This is a genomic window from Burkholderia sp. YHN3-13, from assembly GCF_055810675.1.
In genome coordinates this window covers 52,040-68,565 of the sequence record NZ_JBVVNQ010000024.1, presented here as the reverse complement: position 1 = coordinate 68,565, position 16,526 = coordinate 52,040, and the positions used below count along the sequence as shown (strand labels likewise).

The 16,526-nt window shown below is 61.5% G+C and carries 22 protein-coding genes; 3 read left to right on the top strand and 19 right to left on the bottom strand.

The window, feature by feature from the left end:
- Window position 1: 1 nt before the first annotated feature.
- Window positions 2–1,387: a 30S ribosomal protein S12 methylthiotransferase RimO gene (rimO, locus tag AC0KUR_RS33715; protein WP_473377056.1), complete on the bottom strand. Its 1,386-nt coding sequence runs from the start codon at window positions 1,385–1,387 to the stop codon at window positions 2–4.
- A gap of 14 nt (window positions 1,388–1,401) precedes the next feature.
- On the opposite strand from rimO, the gene AC0KUR_RS33710 reads away from it, so the two are divergent.
- The gene (locus AC0KUR_RS33710) at window positions 1,402–3,042 is read left to right on the top strand and encodes a recombinase family protein (RefSeq protein WP_473377055.1); all 1,641 of its coding nucleotides are present in this window, start codon (window positions 1,402–1,404) and stop codon (window positions 3,040–3,042) included.
- A 14-nt stretch (window positions 3,043–3,056) separates the two neighbouring features.
- Here the strand turns inward: AC0KUR_RS33710 and AC0KUR_RS33705 are convergent, their stop codons facing one another.
- From AC0KUR_RS33705 to AC0KUR_RS33690, 4 genes are all read right to left on the bottom strand, one after another.
- A complete protein-coding gene (locus AC0KUR_RS33705) occupies window positions 3,057–3,632 on the bottom strand; it encodes a DUF4276 family protein (RefSeq protein ID WP_473377054.1) in 576 nt (191 codons plus the stop codon).
- A gap of 21 nt (window positions 3,633–3,653) precedes the next feature.
- Window positions 3,654–4,829 (bottom strand): AAA family ATPase, encoded by a 1,176-nt coding sequence (locus tag AC0KUR_RS33700; RefSeq protein WP_473377053.1) that lies wholly within the window; start codon window positions 4,827–4,829, stop codon window positions 3,654–3,656.
- A 185-nt stretch (window positions 4,830–5,014) separates the two neighbouring features.
- Window positions 5,015–5,686, bottom strand: a complete 672-nt coding sequence (locus tag AC0KUR_RS33695) for an SOS response-associated peptidase family protein (RefSeq protein ID WP_473377052.1) — start codon at window positions 5,684–5,686, stop codon at window positions 5,015–5,017.
- A gap of 33 nt (window positions 5,687–5,719) precedes the next feature.
- The gene (locus AC0KUR_RS33690; RefSeq protein ID WP_473377063.1) at window positions 5,720–6,043 is read right to left on the bottom strand and encodes a ribonuclease E inhibitor RraB; all 324 of its coding nucleotides are present in this window, start codon (window positions 6,041–6,043) and stop codon (window positions 5,720–5,722) included.
- 130 nt (window positions 6,044–6,173) lie between these two features.
- Between AC0KUR_RS33690 and AC0KUR_RS33685 the strand changes: the two genes are divergently transcribed.
- Entirely contained in the window at window positions 6,174–6,665 is a 492-nt protein-coding gene (locus AC0KUR_RS33685) for a hypothetical protein (RefSeq protein WP_473377051.1), read from the top strand.
- A 13-nt stretch (window positions 6,666–6,678) separates the two neighbouring features.
- Here the strand turns inward: AC0KUR_RS33685 and AC0KUR_RS33680 are convergent, their stop codons facing one another.
- The 13 genes from AC0KUR_RS33680 to AC0KUR_RS33620 all read right to left on the bottom strand — a co-directional run bounded on the left by AC0KUR_RS33680 (window position 6,679) and on the right by AC0KUR_RS33620 (window position 15,109).
- A complete protein-coding gene (locus AC0KUR_RS33680; protein ID WP_473377050.1) occupies window positions 6,679–7,305 on the bottom strand; it encodes a lipase family protein in 627 nt (208 codons plus the stop codon).
- Window positions 7,302–7,736: a hypothetical protein gene (locus tag AC0KUR_RS33675; protein ID WP_473377049.1), complete on the bottom strand. Its 435-nt coding sequence runs from the start codon at window positions 7,734–7,736 to the stop codon at window positions 7,302–7,304. The genes AC0KUR_RS33680 and AC0KUR_RS33675 overlap by 4 nt, the downstream gene beginning before the upstream one ends.
- Window positions 7,737–7,780: 44 nt before the next feature.
- On the bottom strand, window positions 7,781–7,996 hold the full coding sequence (locus AC0KUR_RS33670; RefSeq protein ID WP_473377048.1) for a hypothetical protein: 216 nt from the start codon (window positions 7,994–7,996) through the stop codon (window positions 7,781–7,783).
- A 3-nt stretch (window positions 7,997–7,999) separates the two neighbouring features.
- On the bottom strand, window positions 8,000–8,614 hold the full coding sequence (locus AC0KUR_RS33665) for a hypothetical protein (protein WP_473377047.1): 615 nt from the start codon (window positions 8,612–8,614) through the stop codon (window positions 8,000–8,002).
- A gap of 14 nt (window positions 8,615–8,628) precedes the next feature.
- Complete coding sequence (locus AC0KUR_RS33660; protein ID WP_473377062.1) at window positions 8,629–9,195, bottom strand: glycoside hydrolase family 19 protein; 567 nt, start codon at window positions 9,193–9,195, stop codon at window positions 8,629–8,631.
- Window positions 9,196–9,197: 2 nt separating this feature from the next.
- Complete coding sequence (locus tag AC0KUR_RS33655; RefSeq protein ID WP_212185683.1) at window positions 9,198–9,605, bottom strand: hypothetical protein; 408 nt, start codon at window positions 9,603–9,605, stop codon at window positions 9,198–9,200.
- 66 nt (window positions 9,606–9,671) lie between these two features.
- Window positions 9,672–9,860: a hypothetical protein gene (locus AC0KUR_RS33650; protein ID WP_473377046.1), complete on the bottom strand. Its 189-nt coding sequence runs from the start codon at window positions 9,858–9,860 to the stop codon at window positions 9,672–9,674.
- Window positions 9,861–9,864: 4 nt separating this feature from the next.
- On the bottom strand, window positions 9,865–10,809 hold the full coding sequence (locus AC0KUR_RS33645) for a phage tail protein (RefSeq protein WP_473377045.1): 945 nt from the start codon (window positions 10,807–10,809) through the stop codon (window positions 9,865–9,867).
- Between the two features lie 75 nt (window positions 10,810–10,884).
- On the bottom strand, window positions 10,885–12,099 hold the full coding sequence (locus AC0KUR_RS33640; RefSeq protein ID WP_473377044.1) for a hypothetical protein: 1,215 nt from the start codon (window positions 12,097–12,099) through the stop codon (window positions 10,885–10,887).
- Window positions 12,100–12,107: 8 nt separating this feature from the next.
- Window positions 12,108–12,824, bottom strand: a complete 717-nt coding sequence (locus AC0KUR_RS33635; protein ID WP_473377043.1) for a DUF2612 domain-containing protein — start codon at window positions 12,822–12,824, stop codon at window positions 12,108–12,110.
- A 2-nt stretch (window positions 12,825–12,826) separates the two neighbouring features.
- Window positions 12,827–14,014 (bottom strand): baseplate J/gp47 family protein, encoded by a 1,188-nt coding sequence (locus AC0KUR_RS33630; protein ID WP_473377042.1) that lies wholly within the window; start codon window positions 14,012–14,014, stop codon window positions 12,827–12,829.
- Entirely contained in the window at window positions 14,011–14,361 is a 351-nt protein-coding gene (locus AC0KUR_RS33625; protein ID WP_473377041.1) for a contractile injection system sheath initiator, read from the bottom strand. Before AC0KUR_RS33625 ends, AC0KUR_RS33630 begins: the two co-directional genes overlap by 4 nt.
- 7 nt (window positions 14,362–14,368) lie before the next feature.
- Entirely contained in the window at window positions 14,369–15,109 is a 741-nt protein-coding gene (locus AC0KUR_RS33620) for a Gp138 family membrane-puncturing spike protein (RefSeq protein WP_473377040.1), read from the bottom strand.
- Between the two features lie 11 nt (window positions 15,110–15,120).
- Here AC0KUR_RS33620 and AC0KUR_RS33615 point away from each other — a divergent pair, with 11 nt between their 5' ends.
- On the top strand, window positions 15,121–15,534 hold the full coding sequence (locus AC0KUR_RS33615) for a hypothetical protein (protein WP_473377039.1): 414 nt from the start codon (window positions 15,121–15,123) through the stop codon (window positions 15,532–15,534).
- On the opposite strand, the gene AC0KUR_RS33610 is transcribed toward AC0KUR_RS33615, so the two are convergent.
- Window positions 15,531–16,496, bottom strand: coding sequence for a phage protein (locus AC0KUR_RS33610; RefSeq protein ID WP_473377038.1), 966 nt, complete (start codon window positions 16,494–16,496; stop codon window positions 15,531–15,533). The two genes, AC0KUR_RS33615 and AC0KUR_RS33610, sit on opposite strands and share 4 nt — an antisense overlap.
- Window positions 16,497–16,526: the final 30 nt, after the last annotated feature.

Below are 16,526 nucleotides of genomic sequence, written 5' to 3'. Positions count from 1 at the left end.
CTTACACCTCGCCCCACAGATCGTGACCGTCCGCGCCCGTGATCTTCACGGACACGAAATCGCCGACCTTGTAGCGCTTCGATGCCTTCGCCGCCGGTTCGACATAGACGACGCCGTCGATCTCCGGCGCGTCGGCCGCGGTGCGGCCGATGCCGCCTTCCTCGCTGACTTCGTCGATCAGCACCTTGAGCGTCTTGCCGACCTTGCGCTGGATGCGATTCGCCGACACTTCCTCGGCGACTTCCATGAAGCGCGCGCGGCGTGCCTCGCGGACGTCGTCCGGCAGCGCGCCGTCGAGTTCGTTCGCGGTCGCGCCTTCGACCGGCGAATACGCGAAACAGCCGACGCGGTCGAGTTCCGCCTCGCGGATGAAGTCCAGCAGCGTTTCGAACTGCTCTTCCGTCTCGCCGGGGAAGCCCGCGATGAACGTGCTGCGGATCGTCAGGTCCGGGCAGATCTCGCGCCACTTCTGCACGCGCTCGAGCACCTTCTCGGCGTTCGCCGGGCGCTTCATGCGCTTCAGCACCTCGGGGTGCGCGTGCTGGAACGGCACGTCGAGATACGGCAGCACGTGGCCCTTGAACGGACCTTCGGCCATCAGCGGAATCACTTCGTCGACGCTCGGATACGGGTACACGTAGTGCAGGCGCACCCACGCGCCGTACTGCGCGGCGAGTTCGCCGAGCGCGGCGACCAGGTCGGTCATGCGCGTCTTGATCGGCTTGCCGTTCCAGAAGCCCGTGCGGTACTTCACGTCGACGCCGTAGGCGCTCGTGTCCTGCGAGATCACGAGCAGTTCCTTCACGCCCGACTTGAACAGGTTCTCGGCTTCCAGCATCACTTCGGCGACCGGACGCGACACGAGGTCGCCGCGCATCGACGGGATGATGCAGAACGTGCAGCGGTGGTTGCAGCCTTCGGAAATCTTCAGGTATGCGTAGTGACGCGGCGTGAGCTTGATGCCGGCGGCGGGCACGAGATCGGTGAACGGGTCGTGCGGCTTCGGCAGGTGCGAATGCACGGCCTGCATCACTTCGCCCACCGCGTGCGGGCCGGTGACGGCGAGCACCTTCGGATGGACTTCCTCGATCAGGTTCGAGCCGCTCGCGCTCGACTTCGCGCCGAGGCAGCCGGTGACGATCACCTTGCCGTTCTCGGTCAGCGCTTCGCCGATCGCGTCGAGGCTTTCCTGCACGGCTTCGTCGATGAAGCCGCAGGTGTTCACGACGACGAGGTCGGCGCCGTCGTAGGTGCCGGAGATTTCATAACCTTCGGCGCGCAACTGCGTGATGATCTGTTCGGAGTCGACGAGCGCCTTGGGGCACCCGAGGGATACCATACCTATACGCGGAGCCGGGGAGTGAGCCGGTGATTTCTGTTGAGACATCTGGAGTGTGGGGCGTGGCAGCAAAAGCGAGAGTTTACAGCTATTTACGGTTCAGCGACCCAAAACAAGCGGCCGGGGGCAGCGTTGATCGGCAGCTCGAGTACGCCGCCCGCTGGGCGGCCGACAACGAGATGGAGCTTGATGCGTCCCTATCACTGCGGGACGAAGGGTTATCGGCATACCATCAGCGCCATGTGCGGCAAGGCGCGCTGGGGGTGTTCCTGCGCGCTGTCGAGGACGGCCAAGTGCCGGCAGGCTCGGTGCTGATCGTTGAGGGGTTGGATCGCTTGAGCCGCGCAGAGCCGTTGCAAGCGCAGGCGCAGCTCGCCCAGATCGTGAACGCCGGTATCACGGTCGTGACGGCCAGCGACGGCCGCGAGTACAACCGCGAGCGCCTCAAGGCGCAGCCGATGGATCTCGTTTACAGCCTGCTGGTGATGATCCGCGCGCACGAGGAATCGGACACGAAGAGCAAGCGCGTCAAGGCGGCGATTCGCCGGCAATGCCAGGGCTGGATCGCCGGCACGTGGCGCGCGCCGATCCGGGTCGGGAAGGATCCGCACTGGGTGAGGGAAACCGAGGCCGGCGGGTTCGAACTGGCCGACGAACGAGCGTTCGCCGTACGCCTCGTCATCGAAATGTTCAAGCAGGGACACGGCGCCGTCCGGATTGTGCGCGAGCTCGCCGACCGCGGGCTCAAGATCACCGACAGCGGCCGCTCGGCGTCAAGTCACATTTACCGGCTGCTCGCAAACCGAATGCTGATCGGCGAGAAATCCGTCGAGGTCGACGGGGAAACGTTCCGGCTCGAAGGCTACTATCCCGCCCTGCTGACGCCTGCTGAGTTTGCGGATCTGCGATACCTGGCTGAGCAGCGCGGGCGCCGTAAGGGCAAGGGAGAAATTCCCGGAGTCGTGACCGGGCTGGGGATCACCTATTGCGGATACTGCGGCGCGGCAATCGTGGCGCAGAACATCATGGGGCGCCGGCGCGCCGCCGACGGGCGCCCATACCCCGGCCATCGCCGGTTGCACTGTGTCACGTACAGCCAGAGCGCCGGGTGCAAGATCAGTGGTAGCTGCAGCGTGGTTCCAGTTGAACGTGCCTTAATGCTCTATTGCTCAGACCAGATAAATTTGACGCGCCTGCTCGAAGGTGATGCTGGGACTGCTTCTCTGGCCGCGCAGTTGGCGAGCGCTCGGCAACGCGTCGCGGATCTCGAGGCTCAGGTTCAACGCGTCACAGACGCGCTGCTGCTTGATGATGGCGAAGCACCGGCAGCCGTGTTGCGCCGTGTCCGCGAGCTCGAAAACCAGCTCGCGAGCGAGCGCCGGGATGTCGATTCGTTCGAACATCATCTCGCTGCGTCGGCATCGAACGTCGCGCCGGCCGCCGCCGATGCTTGGCGAGAACTGGTAAATGGCGTCGAACAGCTCGACTACGACGCTCGAATGCTGGCCCGCCAACTCGTCGCGGATACGTTCTCGCGTATCGTGATCTATCAGTCCGGATTCCGTCCCGACATCGACGTAGGAACCATCGGAATTCTACTCGTCGCGAAGCGTGGCACCATGCGCATGCTTCACATAGATCGAAAAACTGGCGAATGGCGCAGCGCGGAAGAATTCTGTCTCACGAACTCACCGTCGCCATAATTGGTCGTCGCGCTCTATTGGAGATTCCCCACTCCGTTTCTAACAAATTCATGCAGCGGACGAAACGATGGACACCTCTTAAAAACGGTGTCTATATCAATATGTTTTGCGATAGCCGGATTCATCGTGACATGATTATATCTCGGCTTGTGATGAATCTCACTCAAATCCTCAAGATGCTTCTTCGGGTAGCGAATTGATTCTGGGTTTTTTATTTCCTTTTTTACACGCCAATTCTTTATCACATTTGATACTGCCCCAATATCCGCCAGTATCCACGACTCGATCATATGAACCGGAATCAGCGCGACACAGCAATCCTTTTGCACTCCACTCGGCACAAATACCCGCTCTATCAGTTCCTGCTTTTTGTCCGCAGGACATCCACCATCAGCGTCGTAGCAAGCAATAAACTTAGAATAATTTAGGTCGCGATACAATTGAAGCTGTGAGGCACCACGCTTCAGCAACTCCCCTGACCCATCAAACCCTTTACCTCGCACCAAAACCGACGCATCGTTTACGATCCGCCTCACAATCTGCGATATTGTGTCAACATCAGACTGATGTTCCCCGATGATTGCGTACACCTCAACTCCTAATATTATTTTTTAAAGGGAGTTAATGAAATCAGAAAGCGGACCTTCGCGCGCCAAGTAGTTATGTGCTGCCCCTATTTCAACATCGCTCAACGAGCGTGCATAGGTACGCCCGTTTGCCATTTCAACGAGCCGCACCTCTTCAGGAGCGACCGCATTGAGAACTGCCGGAGAGTGACTGGCAAATATAAACTGGCGCCCGGTCATGTAAGAGCGAACGATTGGCACAATTTTGTACAGAAGCGCCGGATGAATACCATCCTCTGGTTGCTCAATCAAACTTACGTTAGGCATATCACCAAGCATCGAGGTTATCATCTGGATCACCCTCTTCGTACCAAATGAAAGTCGATCAAATGAAAAGGCACTAGTATGCCCGGCAGGTTTGAACGAGACAACATATGCAACAGGCTCACTCTGATTGCCTTCTCGAACACTCGAACGTAACGGCACCTTATCAATTGCAATTTCTGAAATCACATCCAAGTGATCAGGTCCCAAAAGAGTCTGAAGCTCCTCAAATTTATCAGATCCATCCTCAAGATGCATTTTGATAATTTGACGAATCGTGTCCGATGCACTAACGCACTTCCAACTATCAACCCCATCCGACCATTTACTTAGCTCATCCGATCTAACAAAAGTCACCTCTTCCGCTGAGCCAACATCCGAAAGAGGATAATAAGTAACTTTTGTGAAATAGTGCCACACCTCAAGTATCGACTTACGTCGATCATCCGTTTTTGGAAGAAAAGAAATCAACCAGCTCAATGCAGATATAGAGTTCGAGATAGCAAACGGCTCTTCATTTCCAGGCAAATGCACACTCTCTCCGTTTCGCTCCAGAAGCAAAACTTCATTGCCAAGAGAACCGATTAACGAAAGCGACTCTTCGAATGTTATATTTTCAGTATACTTCCCATCAACAAGAGAATACGTACTCACTCGATTAACACTGTATGTGTATCGATTTCTTCTAACAGAAAATTCAAGAGAAATTTTTCCGTTTTCGGGGTTATCTGCAAAACTCTTTACACCAACAACGACCGTCCCGACCCAGTCGATCGCCTGCATGATGTTCGTCTTCCCTGCCCCGTTCCTACCGACGAGCGCAGTGACTTCCGACAGGTTCGAAAGGCGCACGTCCATGCAAGATCGAAATTCGCTGATGTGAACTGTATGGAGCATCCCGTGATCGCTTTGTATGTTGGTTGCTAGCCAAGTTGGCCATGCGTCTAGGCCGCATAATACACAATCAGATTCGAGCAGGCCTCATCGAACGCACTTGCAGTGTGTCACGGTTCACAAACCTCCACCCGTGTATCTCAGGGGTTCTATCCCCCTCAAATCCTGAATTTTGTGCTGTCACAAACTTACGCCGGCTGTCCATCCATCCCATCAGCTGGATATAACTGCAGCATCGCGCGTGCGGCCTCGGAATTCGATGTTGTCAGCCACTCCTCCCAGTCAGCCGGCCGCAGGATCACGACCGACCGCTTCTCGTCGCCGGGCCGGTGCATTCGCTTCATGATCGGATGCTCATCGCCGTTGACCGTGATCATCGCCATGGTGTGCTGCTCGGTGCCGTCCGGGCGCTGCAGCGTGCGCCAGATGCCTGCAACGCAGAGCGGCCGCCAACTGGCCAGCCCAATCCGGTATCGGATGTGCTTGCCCGTCTCCCAGTTCGGTTCATAGATCCATTTCGCGGGGATCAGGCAGCGCCGTCCGGCGCGCCACGCCGGCCCGTACAGCGGCGACTTCCCGAGGTTGTCGTCGCGCACGTTCATCGTGCTCCGGATGATCGGCGGCTTGCGGCCCTGCTCCTTCGCCTTCTCGACGTTGGCCTTCTGGAGAGCGCACGGCCAGAAGCCGAAGTTGGCGATCAGCGGCTTGAACTGACCATCGACGTAGCCGACGATCGGTGCGTCATAGTCCTGGTAAATCTCGGGCTTCCACGGCGTCCAGCGGTACAGGTCGCGGAAGCTGTCGATCTTGAGTTCGCTCAGGCCCGGGTCCTCGCCCGGCGCGACGTAGTTCGTGCACATCTCGGAGACACCCTCCAATGATTCGTGCGGTGTTCAGTGGCGCCTTTGGGCAAGACACCCCCACCCGTCATACTCCATACCGTAAAGCATGCTCAAGCATGCCATGAAGCCGGAGACGGACAAGATGTTGTGTTGCTGGATCGGCATGTTGATCACCACCAAGACGCGGTGCAAGTCTCCCGACTCGTCGACGGAGGCTCGGCCGTACTGATGGTCATTAACAAAGCTTGCGACAATCGATGCTTTCTCCGCGGAAGTCCCCCGGAGCAAAAATTCCACATCGCGCGTAATGCTGAAATCGTCTCCATCGGCATCTAAGACACGCGGGAGCTCAACGTCGGCTACAGCCGTGTCCATCAGAGTCGCGACAGTCGACATGATCCCGGCCCCTTTTATCTCGCTTCAAACCTGATCGTACACCCGTCAACGGACTAGTTCGCTCCCTGTTTCTGATACTTGACGTGGGAACTGTGTCACGCGATACACTGTGTTTTTATACAGTGGTTTCGCCGTGATCAAGCCGCAGTGGGCATACATCTGGGAGTACGGGTTCCAAGGCGACAAGACGCGCCGGAGGACTCCGATCGAGCTCACGAAACGTGAATTTGAGCACTGGATCGACGAGGATCCTCGATCGACGTTCCTTGGCACATGCGTGCCGATCGAGGCGACCAGGATCGATCGCAATCGGGTTCCACTCACGGATCCGCGGTTCAAGCTCCGGCCGGCGGTCCCGGAATTTGACGCGCCAACCGACGCCGAGCTTCGAGCGCTGTGGCGCGAGTACACCGACCTTCAAGTGCGTTGGCTCATCCTCGAGATCCGCGCGTTACGCCGGTCTCTCGAGCGCATCGAGGAGTGGTACCTCTACACCGATAAGAACGTCGCGAACAAGGGTGACCTCGCCGGCGCACAGGGGCAGTTGTATCGGCTGATGCACCTGCTACGCGAGGAGATGAGGCGGGCCGGGATGCGCTAGCGTGCAGATGCCGTCAGCGCGTCGTAGTCGCGCTCGCACTGCTGGCCGGCGACTCGCTTTCAGCGAGTGCCGCTATCACTCGCGCGATCGCGTGGTCGGTCACGTTCGGAAACGGAAACATCGGCTTCCCAATCGACTGGATGATGCCTGCGTGATGCCAATCGATCGGGAGCTCGGGCACGATGTCGTTTCCGTTCTTAAACAGGTTCAGCGGCACGGCCGCGAGCACGGCCGCCACACTCCCATTTGTGCTCACCCTCGGCGGCTCGAATCCATAGACGGCCGCCGGCGCTTTCCCGCCGACCACCATCGCCGCCGCGGCCATGATCGCGATCGCGGCGCCGAGCGAGTGTCCGACCAGCGTCACCGGCCGACCATCGATCGCCGCAAGCACGTCGACGGCGATCGCGCCCCACGCCTTCCAGAATCCGTGATGCACCTGGCCGATACCGATCACGTCGATCGGGTGGGCGTCAAGATCGGCCGCGACGCAGTCGAGGTTGTCCGTGCCGGGGAACGCGACGACCAGGGCGCCGGCCATCTCCCGCACGATCGCGCGCGAGGCACTGTCGGCTTTGCCGATGTCCGGCTTGGCCGAATACGCCTCCTGGGCCAGCAGCGCGAAATCGCGCGGGCTCATTGCAGCGGCGCGCCCGCGAGCGGCGTCGAGGCGGCGGTCGGCGCCGTCGTCAGGATCTGGTCGATGAGCGCCTGAACCATCGGGCCGAACGTTTGCAGGCCAAGCAGGACGGACTGCTGCTGCGGCAGCGCGGGCACGGCCTGCACGATCGTGATCGCGGCCGGCAGCAGCGAATCGTGGAACGCTTTCAGATCGGCGACGTTCAGCTGCGAGCCGGCCTTGCAGATGGCCTGATTGGCCGGCAGGATCGTTTTCGAGATCGTGGCCTGCTGGTCGGCATTCAGCAGCGGCGACGTCGCGAGGATGGCCAGATCGCCGTTGACGATCATGCAGCCCGTCTGGAACTGCTGTTGGACGGTCGGAAGGGAGTTGCAGGCGACAATGACGACGGACGCGACGACGCCTGCCGCGAGCAGCATGAGATTCTTCATGGGAGTTCCTTCGGGGGGATGGTGCCGCAGCGCGCGGCGGGAGTTTATTGCTGGGGTGCTGCCGGAACGGCGTTGCGCGCGATCAGGCTGTTGATGACGGCGTGCGCAGCCGCGCACACCAAGCCGGTGACGAGAACCGAAACGCTTTCCGGGACCGGCGCATGGAACACCGCGGTCAGCGCCCATTGGACGGCGGGCTCGACCGTTGCAGCGCTGATCGTGACGCCGCCGGTCACGATGCTCGAGGTAGGTGCGGGCATGGCTTACTCCTGGTTGTGGTGGATGACTTCGACGTCGGAGAACCGGTAGCCCTCCTTGGCGTATTTCTGGGCGATCCAGAGCGGGAAAGGCATCACGTGCAGCCCTTCGTTCTTACCGATGTGATGCGCCTTGCAGAGCAACATGCCGTTGACGGTCATGTCGTCGACGAACGTGGTCCAGTCGGTGAAGCCGTCCCAGTCGAACGCCTTGATGCGCTCGCCCCAGAACCCGGCCTGCGCGTCGAACTTAAAGCGCCCCCAGTCGATCAACTCGGCAAGCGAGCGCTCGATCGGATGGTGGTGGGCCTCGAGCGGATGGCCGGATTCCTCGGCCGTTGCATTGCAAATGAAGCAGCGGCCGCTCTCGCGCGCGATCAGTTCCTTGCGCGTGCGCTCGAATAACGCCGTCGTCTTGCGTTCGGCGTGCTCCGGGATGTTCACGGCCACCGAGAGCGTTTCCTTCTCCGTGTGCGCATGCGTCACATGCGCAAGCCCCTCGGTTGTGCACTTCTCGCACCGCTGCTCGAGCGGCACGTCATGGCTGCATCGGGTCATGTCTGGTCCAGAAATGAAAAAGCCCGGCACGCGGCCGGGCGGGATTGCGAAATTTCGAAACATCGAAAACTGGCGCGTCAGGCCACGCCGAGCGCCTTCTTGCAGGAATCCCAGAGCGCCAGGCGGTCGGGCATGCCGTTCGGCGTAGCCGCCGAGCGCGGATTACCGATGTTGATCGCGCGGCTGATCGACAGAAAGTCGCCAGCGTCGGCGAACGCGCTCAGGGCATGGTCCGCCCAGAACTGCGCGGATGCCTCGGCGGCGACGCTGGGCTGCGCGATCTGGTCGGGGTTGCCCTCGAGGTCGACGTCGATCTTCTGACCCATCACGCGAAAGTTGTAGCGGCCGGTGATTTGCAGCAGGCCACCGCCGCGGTACCGGAACCCGTCGCCGGAATGCGTGTTGCCGAGCGTGGCCGCCTTCGCGGCCGGCGGCTCGTACGCGCGCTGCGCCAGCGTCGGCCCCCAGATCTCGCGGAGCCACTGGAAACCGCCTGTCTCGTGTCCGCACTGCGCGAGAAACGCGGCCTGCCGGGCGGGAGAATCGATCGCATACAGCGCCATCGCGGCCGATAACGGGTCGGCCCAGGGCGTTGCGCGCGCGAGCGGGATCTGCAACGCGGCGGAAAGGATTTGTGGTGTCATGGTCATCCCAGAAGCAGTTTCACGACCGCGCTCGCCCAATCGGGGATCGGTTCGTGTCTCAGGTAACGGAAGACGATCACGCCGATCGTGCCGAACGCGATCGTCGGGCCGGCCACGTTCCGGACGAGGAACCGCCACGCATCGGCGAGCCGACAGAGCGCGCGGACGACGCGCGCGCCGCCCTCCCACGTGTCAACCATGGATTGCGTATTCACCTGGATCGTCGACAACGCCGTGACGATCGAGTCGATCTTTTCGTCCTGGCGCTGAAGGTGTTCGTCCTGAAGCTGCAGGTGAGCCTTCACCTGCTCGTCGCTCTCATCGATTCGTCGTTCCAATTTCGAAAAGCGCCTTTCCCCAGCGCGAAATCGTTCCTCGACGCGCGCGCGTGCCGATGCGTTGTCGGTCATTCATCCCCCGGAAAAGAAAAAAGCCGCCTCGACGGGCGGCTTGAAACGTTGTGCGGCAACGATGCGTTATGCAGCGGGAGCGGCCCCAGGCGAGAACTTCGCGCCGTCGTACGTGTAGCCGAGGCAGACGAGAGTGCCGGCCGGTACCGGGACGACCTGCGCACCAGCGGGAGCGACCCATTCCGACGTGCCGTCCCACAGCACGATGTTGGCAACGATGCCGCTTTCCACGATCGCGTATTTCGAAATCGTCATGTGATCACCATTCGAAGATCAGAAAACCAGGGCCGCTATTGCCGCCTGCGCCGCCGTTTCCGCCGCCCGCGATGTAGACGCCCCCGCCACCGCCGCCGCCCGAACCGAATCCATATCCGCTCGCGCCTGCAATGCCACCGCCGGCGGCACCGCGGCCTGCGCCGCCGCCACCACCGAAGGGCGAGCTAGCGCCCATTCCCCCAGTGCCGCTCGCGTTGTTCGCCGTCGTGTCGGAACCGTACGTGCCGCTCGGGAAGCCGGTACCGCCTGCGCCGCCTGCTGCATTGGAGGCCGTGACCGCCAGCCCACCGGAGCCACCGTTACCACCCGGCAGCGTCACCGGCGTGCCCCCGTTGAAGCCTGTGCCGGAAATCACCAGGCTGCCGCCCGATGCCCCGTTGTTACCGTTTCCGGATGTCGGCGCTGCGCCGCCGGTTGCGGCTGCAGGAATCGTGATGTTGACCACGCTCAACGGGACAACCGGGTACGGCACCCGAATAATCGGCTGCCCGGCCCCGCCGCCACCGCCCCCAGCTGACCATGCCGCAGTGCTGGAAACTGAACCGGCACCGCCCGATCCGCCGGCGCCCCCCGCCGGAACTCCCGTCCCCCAAACCTGCGTGACACCAGTCGGGACAGTCCACGAAGTGCTTGACGTGAACCGGGCGATACCACCACCGCCTGCGATGAGCGCTTGCTTTAGGTTCGCGAGCAACGTCGCGGTCGTTCCGTCATCCGTCGCGTTCTGGCCGGTCAAATCGACGATGAGCTGCGCGAGGACAGCCGACATGATGCTCGACTGCCGCCACACCTTGTTCAGTGCTGCCGATTGCGCGGTTCCCGCCTGGAAGCCGGTCGCCAACGCAGCGAGCGCGAGATAGTCGGCCTGCGACAGCACATTCGCGCCCCCACCCGTCGCAAACGGCTGAAAGTCATTCGTTCCGGACATTGCCTCTCCTGGGCCGCTATCGAGCGGCCAAAAAAAGGCCACCCGAAGGTGGCCTGATGCTGAATGGCTAGAAAATCAGTGAGCGGTCCACGACGTGGCGTTACAGAGCACGGGGATCGTGGTTGAGCCGCCGCCAGTCACGGCGCTGTTGTATGTCGGCGACGACGCATCGGTGACCACGTACATGTAGCCGCGCGTGCTGGAACCGCAACCGGGCAACCCGGCCACCGTCGTGGCGGGTAGCACGACGCCGTTCGTGCCATAGACCGTCGCACCTTGAATGCTGCTGGACGAGGTAATGGCGCCGGTCGATCCGTTGATCGTGACCAGGTTGGTACCGGAGGCGTTTTGAATCGCCATCAGCCCATTGGCGAACACGATCCGCACGGAAAACGCGGTCGCATCGCTGCGGATCGCCGCGACCTTGTTACCCGCGCTGCCGTACCACACGATCGCGTCCTTCTGCGGCAGCACGATCGCATTGCCTTCGCCAGTCGTCGTGTTCAGCGCGGTGCTGTGAAACACGATCCCGTTCTCGAAGGCGGTGTTGTTGTTGATGATGCCGAGCGCTGCGCTCGCGTTCGCAGCGCCGGACGTGACGTCTGGGCGTCCCGACGACAACCACAGCGCGGGCGTCGTTCCGGTCGTGAACATGTTGTAGGGATCGAGCCCGACGACGGACCCCTGGTTCACGATGTCGATTTCGCTACCCTGCGTGGTGCCCGCTCCGGCCGCGCGCCGCGCTTCGAGGTAACCGCCGTAGACGGTCTGCACCTGCGCCGTGTTGTCGTTGATCGCATATCCTGCGATACCTTGCGCGGCCATGGAGCCAGCCAACGTGTTGTCCGACGATCGCGTCGCGCCGAGCAGCCCGCTGCCACCGCCGGTCGACTGCGACCACGTTTGCGCGCAGTCCGTCGAGCACGAGATCAGCGAGCGCAACCAGGTCGACTGATTGCCGAACGACGCGAACGCAGGCGACGCGAATGCTCCGGTCGCAGTAACGTTGCTCAGCGTAGCGCCGCTCGCCAGCACCAGCGAGCCCGTGCCGGTTGACGTCGTCACGCCGGTGCCGCCCGACGCGACGGGAATCGGCGCGGGCAAGCCACTGATCGTGACTCCGGTGATCGTGCCGCCGGTAATTGCTGCCGCGGCGTTGCTCGTTTTCGCGGCCAACGTCGCGTTCAGCTGAGACGCTGTCAGCGGTTGACCAGGGGCAAACTGCGCATGCGACGGCAGCGAGCACAGCAAAGCCAGCGCCACAAAGGCGCGCGTCAGGTAAGTCTTCATGGTAGGTATCAGCCGAGAAGTGAAACGTCGAGGACGAACGTGTAGTCGAGCAGGTCCTGCGCGATGATCGTGGGCGCACCCCACGCCCCTCTATCGAAGCCGGCGCAATACTGGTTGTCGTTGTCGAATCCGAACAGCGGATCGCCATCGATCGTCGTTATCTCGTATCGGACGCGCACGGCCTCTGGCTTGACGCTCAGCAGGCCGCTATTGAGCAACGCTACAAACAACGCCGAGGGCTGTTTGCCGGCCACGCCGATCGTCATCGACATGTCCTGGTTGTCCTGGATGAACACCAGCGACCCGGGCGGCGCCAACAACTCGAGGATCGCCGCGGCGCCGTCCGGCGTGCCGTCCCAGTGGTTCGCAGCGATCTGCGCGCGAATCACCATCCGAAACGTGTCGTCGTCCAGCAGCGTCAGCCCGGTGTCCGGATCGAACGGCCCCTTCCACACGCCTTGATCGAAGCCCAGGCCGTTCAGGTCGAACGAAAAATAGACGCCGGTCAATGGCGTGCTCACCCGTCGACTTGTGCCGACCCATTCGGCCACGGTATCGAGCTGGTCACCGACGGCGACGTCCAGATCGAACAGCGCGGGCATGCCCTCGAGCACATTGATCTGGTCAACGACGGGCGACATAAGTGCCGCGACCACGGCCATGAAGCGAGGCCGCGGCTGATGCTCCGACGTGATCAGCGCGGTGTAATCGTCCAGTTCTGCCATGTTCAAACCGGTGTGATGACTACCTGATCAGGCGTGCACGACGCCGCTTCGTTGAACAACAGTGCGATGTCGGGCGTACCAACGCCGCGCGGACCGGTGAGCGTGAGGGTCACGATCTTGAACGTGGCCGAGCCAGCAACACCCTTCGCGGCCGTGATGCTCGAATCCCACTCGACGCACTGAGCCGTGCCGCCGCCGATCGCGACAGCGTTGATGTAATCCGACACGGCCTGCTGTATCGCCGCGCCAGTCGCCGTCGTGTAGCCCTGCAGCACCCTGAGGGAAATCGCGACGGCGATCGGCGCGTCTGTCGGGCGGAAGAACCGCATCGTGACCGGCATGTTGTACCGGTTCAGAACGATCACGGGGGTCGTGCCATACGTGCCGCCGCCCGGTGTCTTCTTCTTCGCCATGGCACTCGCGATAGCTGTCGCGTCGCCACCCTCCACGACCAGCGAAATCGAGTGCGGCGGCAGCCCGTTCGAATCCACGAGGCTCGTGTCGTTCTCATAGGCGGCCAGCCGCGCGACGCCGCTGACGTTCTCGACCGCGCCGACGATGCCCTCCAGCACCGTTTGGGACGGCAGCGCCGTCGACACGGTCTGCCGCTGGCGCAACGCCGCATCCGTCTCGACCGGCGCGCCGACGGCCGCGTCGGCCGCGTTGTTCACCGTCTGCCAGCCGCGCGTCGGCGTGCCGATCTGGTCGATCGTGCCGGCCAGCGCAGCGATCGCACCGAGCGTCTGGCAAGTCGCCGTCACGGTGATCTCGCCGGCCGGCGGAATAGTGACCGTCGCTGGGAGCGCCCACTGGTTTCCGTTCCCGTCCTTCGCAACGCCGTTCGTGATGGTCGTGCCGGCCTGGCCGACGATCAGCAGGTCGGCCGTCGAGTAGGACGCTACCTGCCGCGCGATGCCGTTGATCTTCACGTTGCTCGACAGCCCGGCGCCGACCGCCTTCGACGGGCTGAACGAGTTGTAGACGCCGATGCAGAAGGAGTTCACGTCCGCGATCGCCTGAGCAAACACCGCGAGCAGTTGACCGTCCTGGCTGTCCGGATCGATATAGACGTCGGTCCCATAGATCGCCTGGTACTGCGCCTGCAGGTACGCGTAAATGTCCGCGTAGGTCGGCGCGGTGATGCCGCTCGCGCTGATGGTCGGCGCGACAGTGGTGAGCGTCGTCGTCACAGGGTGGTCTCGATGGTGGTGGTGCCGTAAAGCGTCGCGATCGTCGCCGTGACGGTCAGCTTGCGGGTAGTGCTGTCGAGCGAGCTCGCGTACGCGGTGATCTCGGTGACGCCCGTCGTGCCGAGGATGCACGCGCGGATCGCCGCGTCAGCCGTGCCCTGCGTGTTCTTTCCGATCACTGCAGGCCAGTCCATTCCGGCCGTTGTATCGAGGAACCACTCGCCCTGCAGCAACCGCAGGCGTGTCAGCACGGCCTGTGCGACGGCGTCCGGCGAGTTCACGAGGAAGTCGTTCGCCGACCTGCCGAAGACGTAGTCGTCGTCAGCGTCGAGTTTTCGGTATCGCATAGGTGTCTCAGTTGACCGGGCCGGTGTTCCCGCCTTGTGCATCCGGGTGCGTATGCGTGTCGTCGACGCGCTTGCCGTTCGCTGTGATCTGTCCGATCACGTTGAGCACGCCGTTGAACACCGCGGCGGCGCCGCTCAGCGCGCTCCCGACCATGCCGCCGACGAAGGTCAGCAGCCCGGTGATCGTGACGGCCGCCGAGAACGTCGAGAGCGGCGCGACGACGTCGAAGCCGCCCGGCGCGACGATCCTGACCTTCTGCAGCGTCGGGTTCAGATCGATGTACGTCGCGCCATCGTCGCTGCGCAGCTGCGCCGAGCTGCCGCTGACACCGGCCAGTACGCGCGGCCGCGAACGCACGCCAACCAGTGCGAAACCGTCGGCAAGCGAATGCGTCCTCGGTTCGGCCTGCTCCTGCACGCCGCCTGACTGCCACCACGCGTCGATGCAACGCGAGGCGAACACGACCAAGCATTCGTCGCCGGCTGCAATCGGGAATGTCGCCGTCACGCCGCCACCGCCCTGCCAGACGACTGGGCAGTCGGTAAGCAGCGGGAACGGCGACGTGCTGACGGTGCCGTCCTCGTTTCGAATCGAGTCCTTCGTGCCCAGTTGCACGGTTACCGTCATCGTCTCCGGGTCGAACGATTCCACCGTTCCAGGAAGAGCCGTCCAGACTTCGGTTAATCTTGCACCGATGGCATGCTTCAACGCCTCCAACTCGTCGTCGGTTCGCTCGCGTCTATCCATGGGGAATCACAATGAAAATGCTCGTTTTGCTGGCGATGCTGGTGTCCGGTGCTGCATCGGCACAAGATGCCTACGTAATGTTTAAAGGGTCACCGGCAACGGAAGACGTGTCTGCAGATCGATACATCTACGTTCTATTCAAAAACAAGCCTTGCAAGCTCCCGATCGCAGACGCGCCTTACATGCACAAGGCGGCGATATTCAATACAGAAAACCCAGATATCGGTTGCTGGGGTAAAACGCTCGATGCGAGCAACGCAGAGGTATTGATCATCGGGCCGTACGGACACAAGAGCACGGCGGCATTAACCGAGTTTTACTCGGCAACCCTCGACAAGAACGGGACCGGTCATCTCAAGGGGCGAGCGATGAGCTTCGATGAATATTTCAGCAACATCAAAAAATCACAGCACCGCTCGGATTAGCCAAACCTCTTGATCGCATTCTCAGGCTGAACAACCAAATTATCTGTAATAGATCTGGCCACCGACGTAGAATCCGTGGCAAGGCACAGAGCCTCGCTATGCCACTCGTTCCCGCGTGTATCACCGCGATGGTTTACCGACATCAGATAATAGAAACCGTCTGAATCGATTTTGTTCTCAAGTTGTGCCCGGCCTTGATCGGCTTGCTGGTTGATATTCAAGCTGTACTGATACTGCTGAATGCTAGCGTTGTTGAGATGCACCAAACCGCCGATCTTCAGGCTCGGATTCAGCAGCGTCTGGAAACTCACGCCGTTGATCATTTGGACGGGCCATCCCACCATGCCAGTCTTCGAGTTGATCTCGGGGATATCGTACGGCGCGTACGACGTTTCAGGGATCATGATCACCTTACCGTCTTGAATGCTCCAGACTGTCTGCGTAGCGCGCGCAACACTGCGTAGCACGTCGCGAGCCAGGCTGAAAACCGGCTTCCCGCGCGGCAATGGATTGCTCGGAAGCGGCGCGATATAGCCTGCCGTGACGCCGTACGGAGCCATCGCCTGTAGAGCGACCTTGACCTGATCCTGATATGTCGAACCGGCCGCCAGCGTTTGGATCACCTTCGCGAAGCAGTACGCAGAATCGCCGTCTGCCGCAAGAACGTTCAGGAACGTGTCGGTCGGGTTGTCACGGCCACGCCATACCTGCTTGATTTGCCCATCGAAGATGATCGAAAAGTTGCCCGGATAGCCGGCCTGGATCACCATGCGCGTGAATTCCTTCTCAACGCGCTTCGACGTGTTGTCGGACAGGTTGTAGATCTGGACAAGCGCAGAATTCGGAGTTTCCCGGTCGCCGCGCTTGATATCGAACTTGACTCGCAGGTCCGAGAAGTCGAGCGCATCGCCCGCGTCCTGACCGACGATGAGCGAAAACTTCCGTCCGAACTGTTCAGCCATCGCGACCGCCAACGAAAAGGCCCCGCCGAG

Bases quoted from the DNA above. Each gene is read 5' to 3' on its own strand.
- rimO (WP_473377056.1), bottom strand. From the start codon at position 1,387: ATGTCTCAACAGAAATCACCGGCTCACTCCCCGGCTCCGCGTATAGGT.
- AC0KUR_RS33700 (WP_473377053.1), bottom strand. From the start codon at position 4,829: ATGCTCCATACAGTTCACATCAGCGAATTTCGATCTTGCATGGACGTG.
- AC0KUR_RS33695 (WP_473377052.1), bottom strand. From the start codon at position 5,686: ATGTGCACGAACTACGTCGCGCCGGGCGAGGACCCGGGCCTGAGCGAA.
- AC0KUR_RS33690 (WP_473377063.1), bottom strand. From the start codon at position 6,043: ATGGACACGGCTGTAGCCGACGTTGAGCTCCCGCGTGTCTTAGATGCC.
- AC0KUR_RS33680 (WP_473377050.1), bottom strand. From the start codon at position 7,305: ATGAGCCCGCGCGATTTCGCGCTGCTGGCCCAGGAGGCGTATTCGGCC.
- AC0KUR_RS33675 (WP_473377049.1), bottom strand. From the start codon at position 7,736: ATGAAGAATCTCATGCTGCTCGCGGCAGGCGTCGTCGCGTCCGTCGTC.
- AC0KUR_RS33670 (WP_473377048.1), bottom strand. From the start codon at position 7,996: ATGCCCGCACCTACCTCGAGCATCGTGACCGGCGGCGTCACGATCAGC.
- AC0KUR_RS33665 (WP_473377047.1), bottom strand. From the start codon at position 8,614: ATGTTTCGAAATTTCGCAATCCCGCCCGGCCGCGTGCCGGGCTTTTTC.
- AC0KUR_RS33660 (WP_473377062.1), bottom strand. From the start codon at position 9,195: ATGACACCACAAATCCTTTCCGCCGCGTTGCAGATCCCGCTCGCGCGC.
- AC0KUR_RS33655 (WP_212185683.1), bottom strand. From the start codon at position 9,605: ATGACCGACAACGCATCGGCACGCGCGCGCGTCGAGGAACGATTTCGC.
- AC0KUR_RS33650 (WP_473377046.1), bottom strand. From the start codon at position 9,860: ATGACGATTTCGAAATACGCGATCGTGGAAAGCGGCATCGTTGCCAAC.
- AC0KUR_RS33645 (WP_473377045.1), bottom strand. From the start codon at position 10,809: ATGTCCGGAACGAATGACTTTCAGCCGTTTGCGACGGGTGGGGGCGCG.
- AC0KUR_RS33640 (WP_473377044.1), bottom strand. From the start codon at position 12,099: ATGAAGACTTACCTGACGCGCGCCTTTGTGGCGCTGGCTTTGCTGTGC.
- AC0KUR_RS33635 (WP_473377043.1), bottom strand. From the start codon at position 12,824: ATGGCAGAACTGGACGATTACACCGCGCTGATCACGTCGGAGCATCAG.
- AC0KUR_RS33625 (WP_473377041.1), bottom strand. From the start codon at position 14,361: ATGCGATACCGAAAACTCGACGCTGACGACGACTACGTCTTCGGCAGG.
- AC0KUR_RS33620 (WP_473377040.1), bottom strand. From the start codon at position 15,109: ATGGATAGACGCGAGCGAACCGACGACGAGTTGGAGGCGTTGAAGCAT.
- AC0KUR_RS33615 (WP_473377039.1), top strand. From the start codon at position 15,121: ATGAAAATGCTCGTTTTGCTGGCGATGCTGGTGTCCGGTGCTGCATCG.
- AC0KUR_RS33610 (WP_473377038.1), bottom strand. From the start codon at position 16,496: ATGGCTGAACAGTTCGGACGGAAGTTTTCGCTCATCGTCGGTCAGGAC.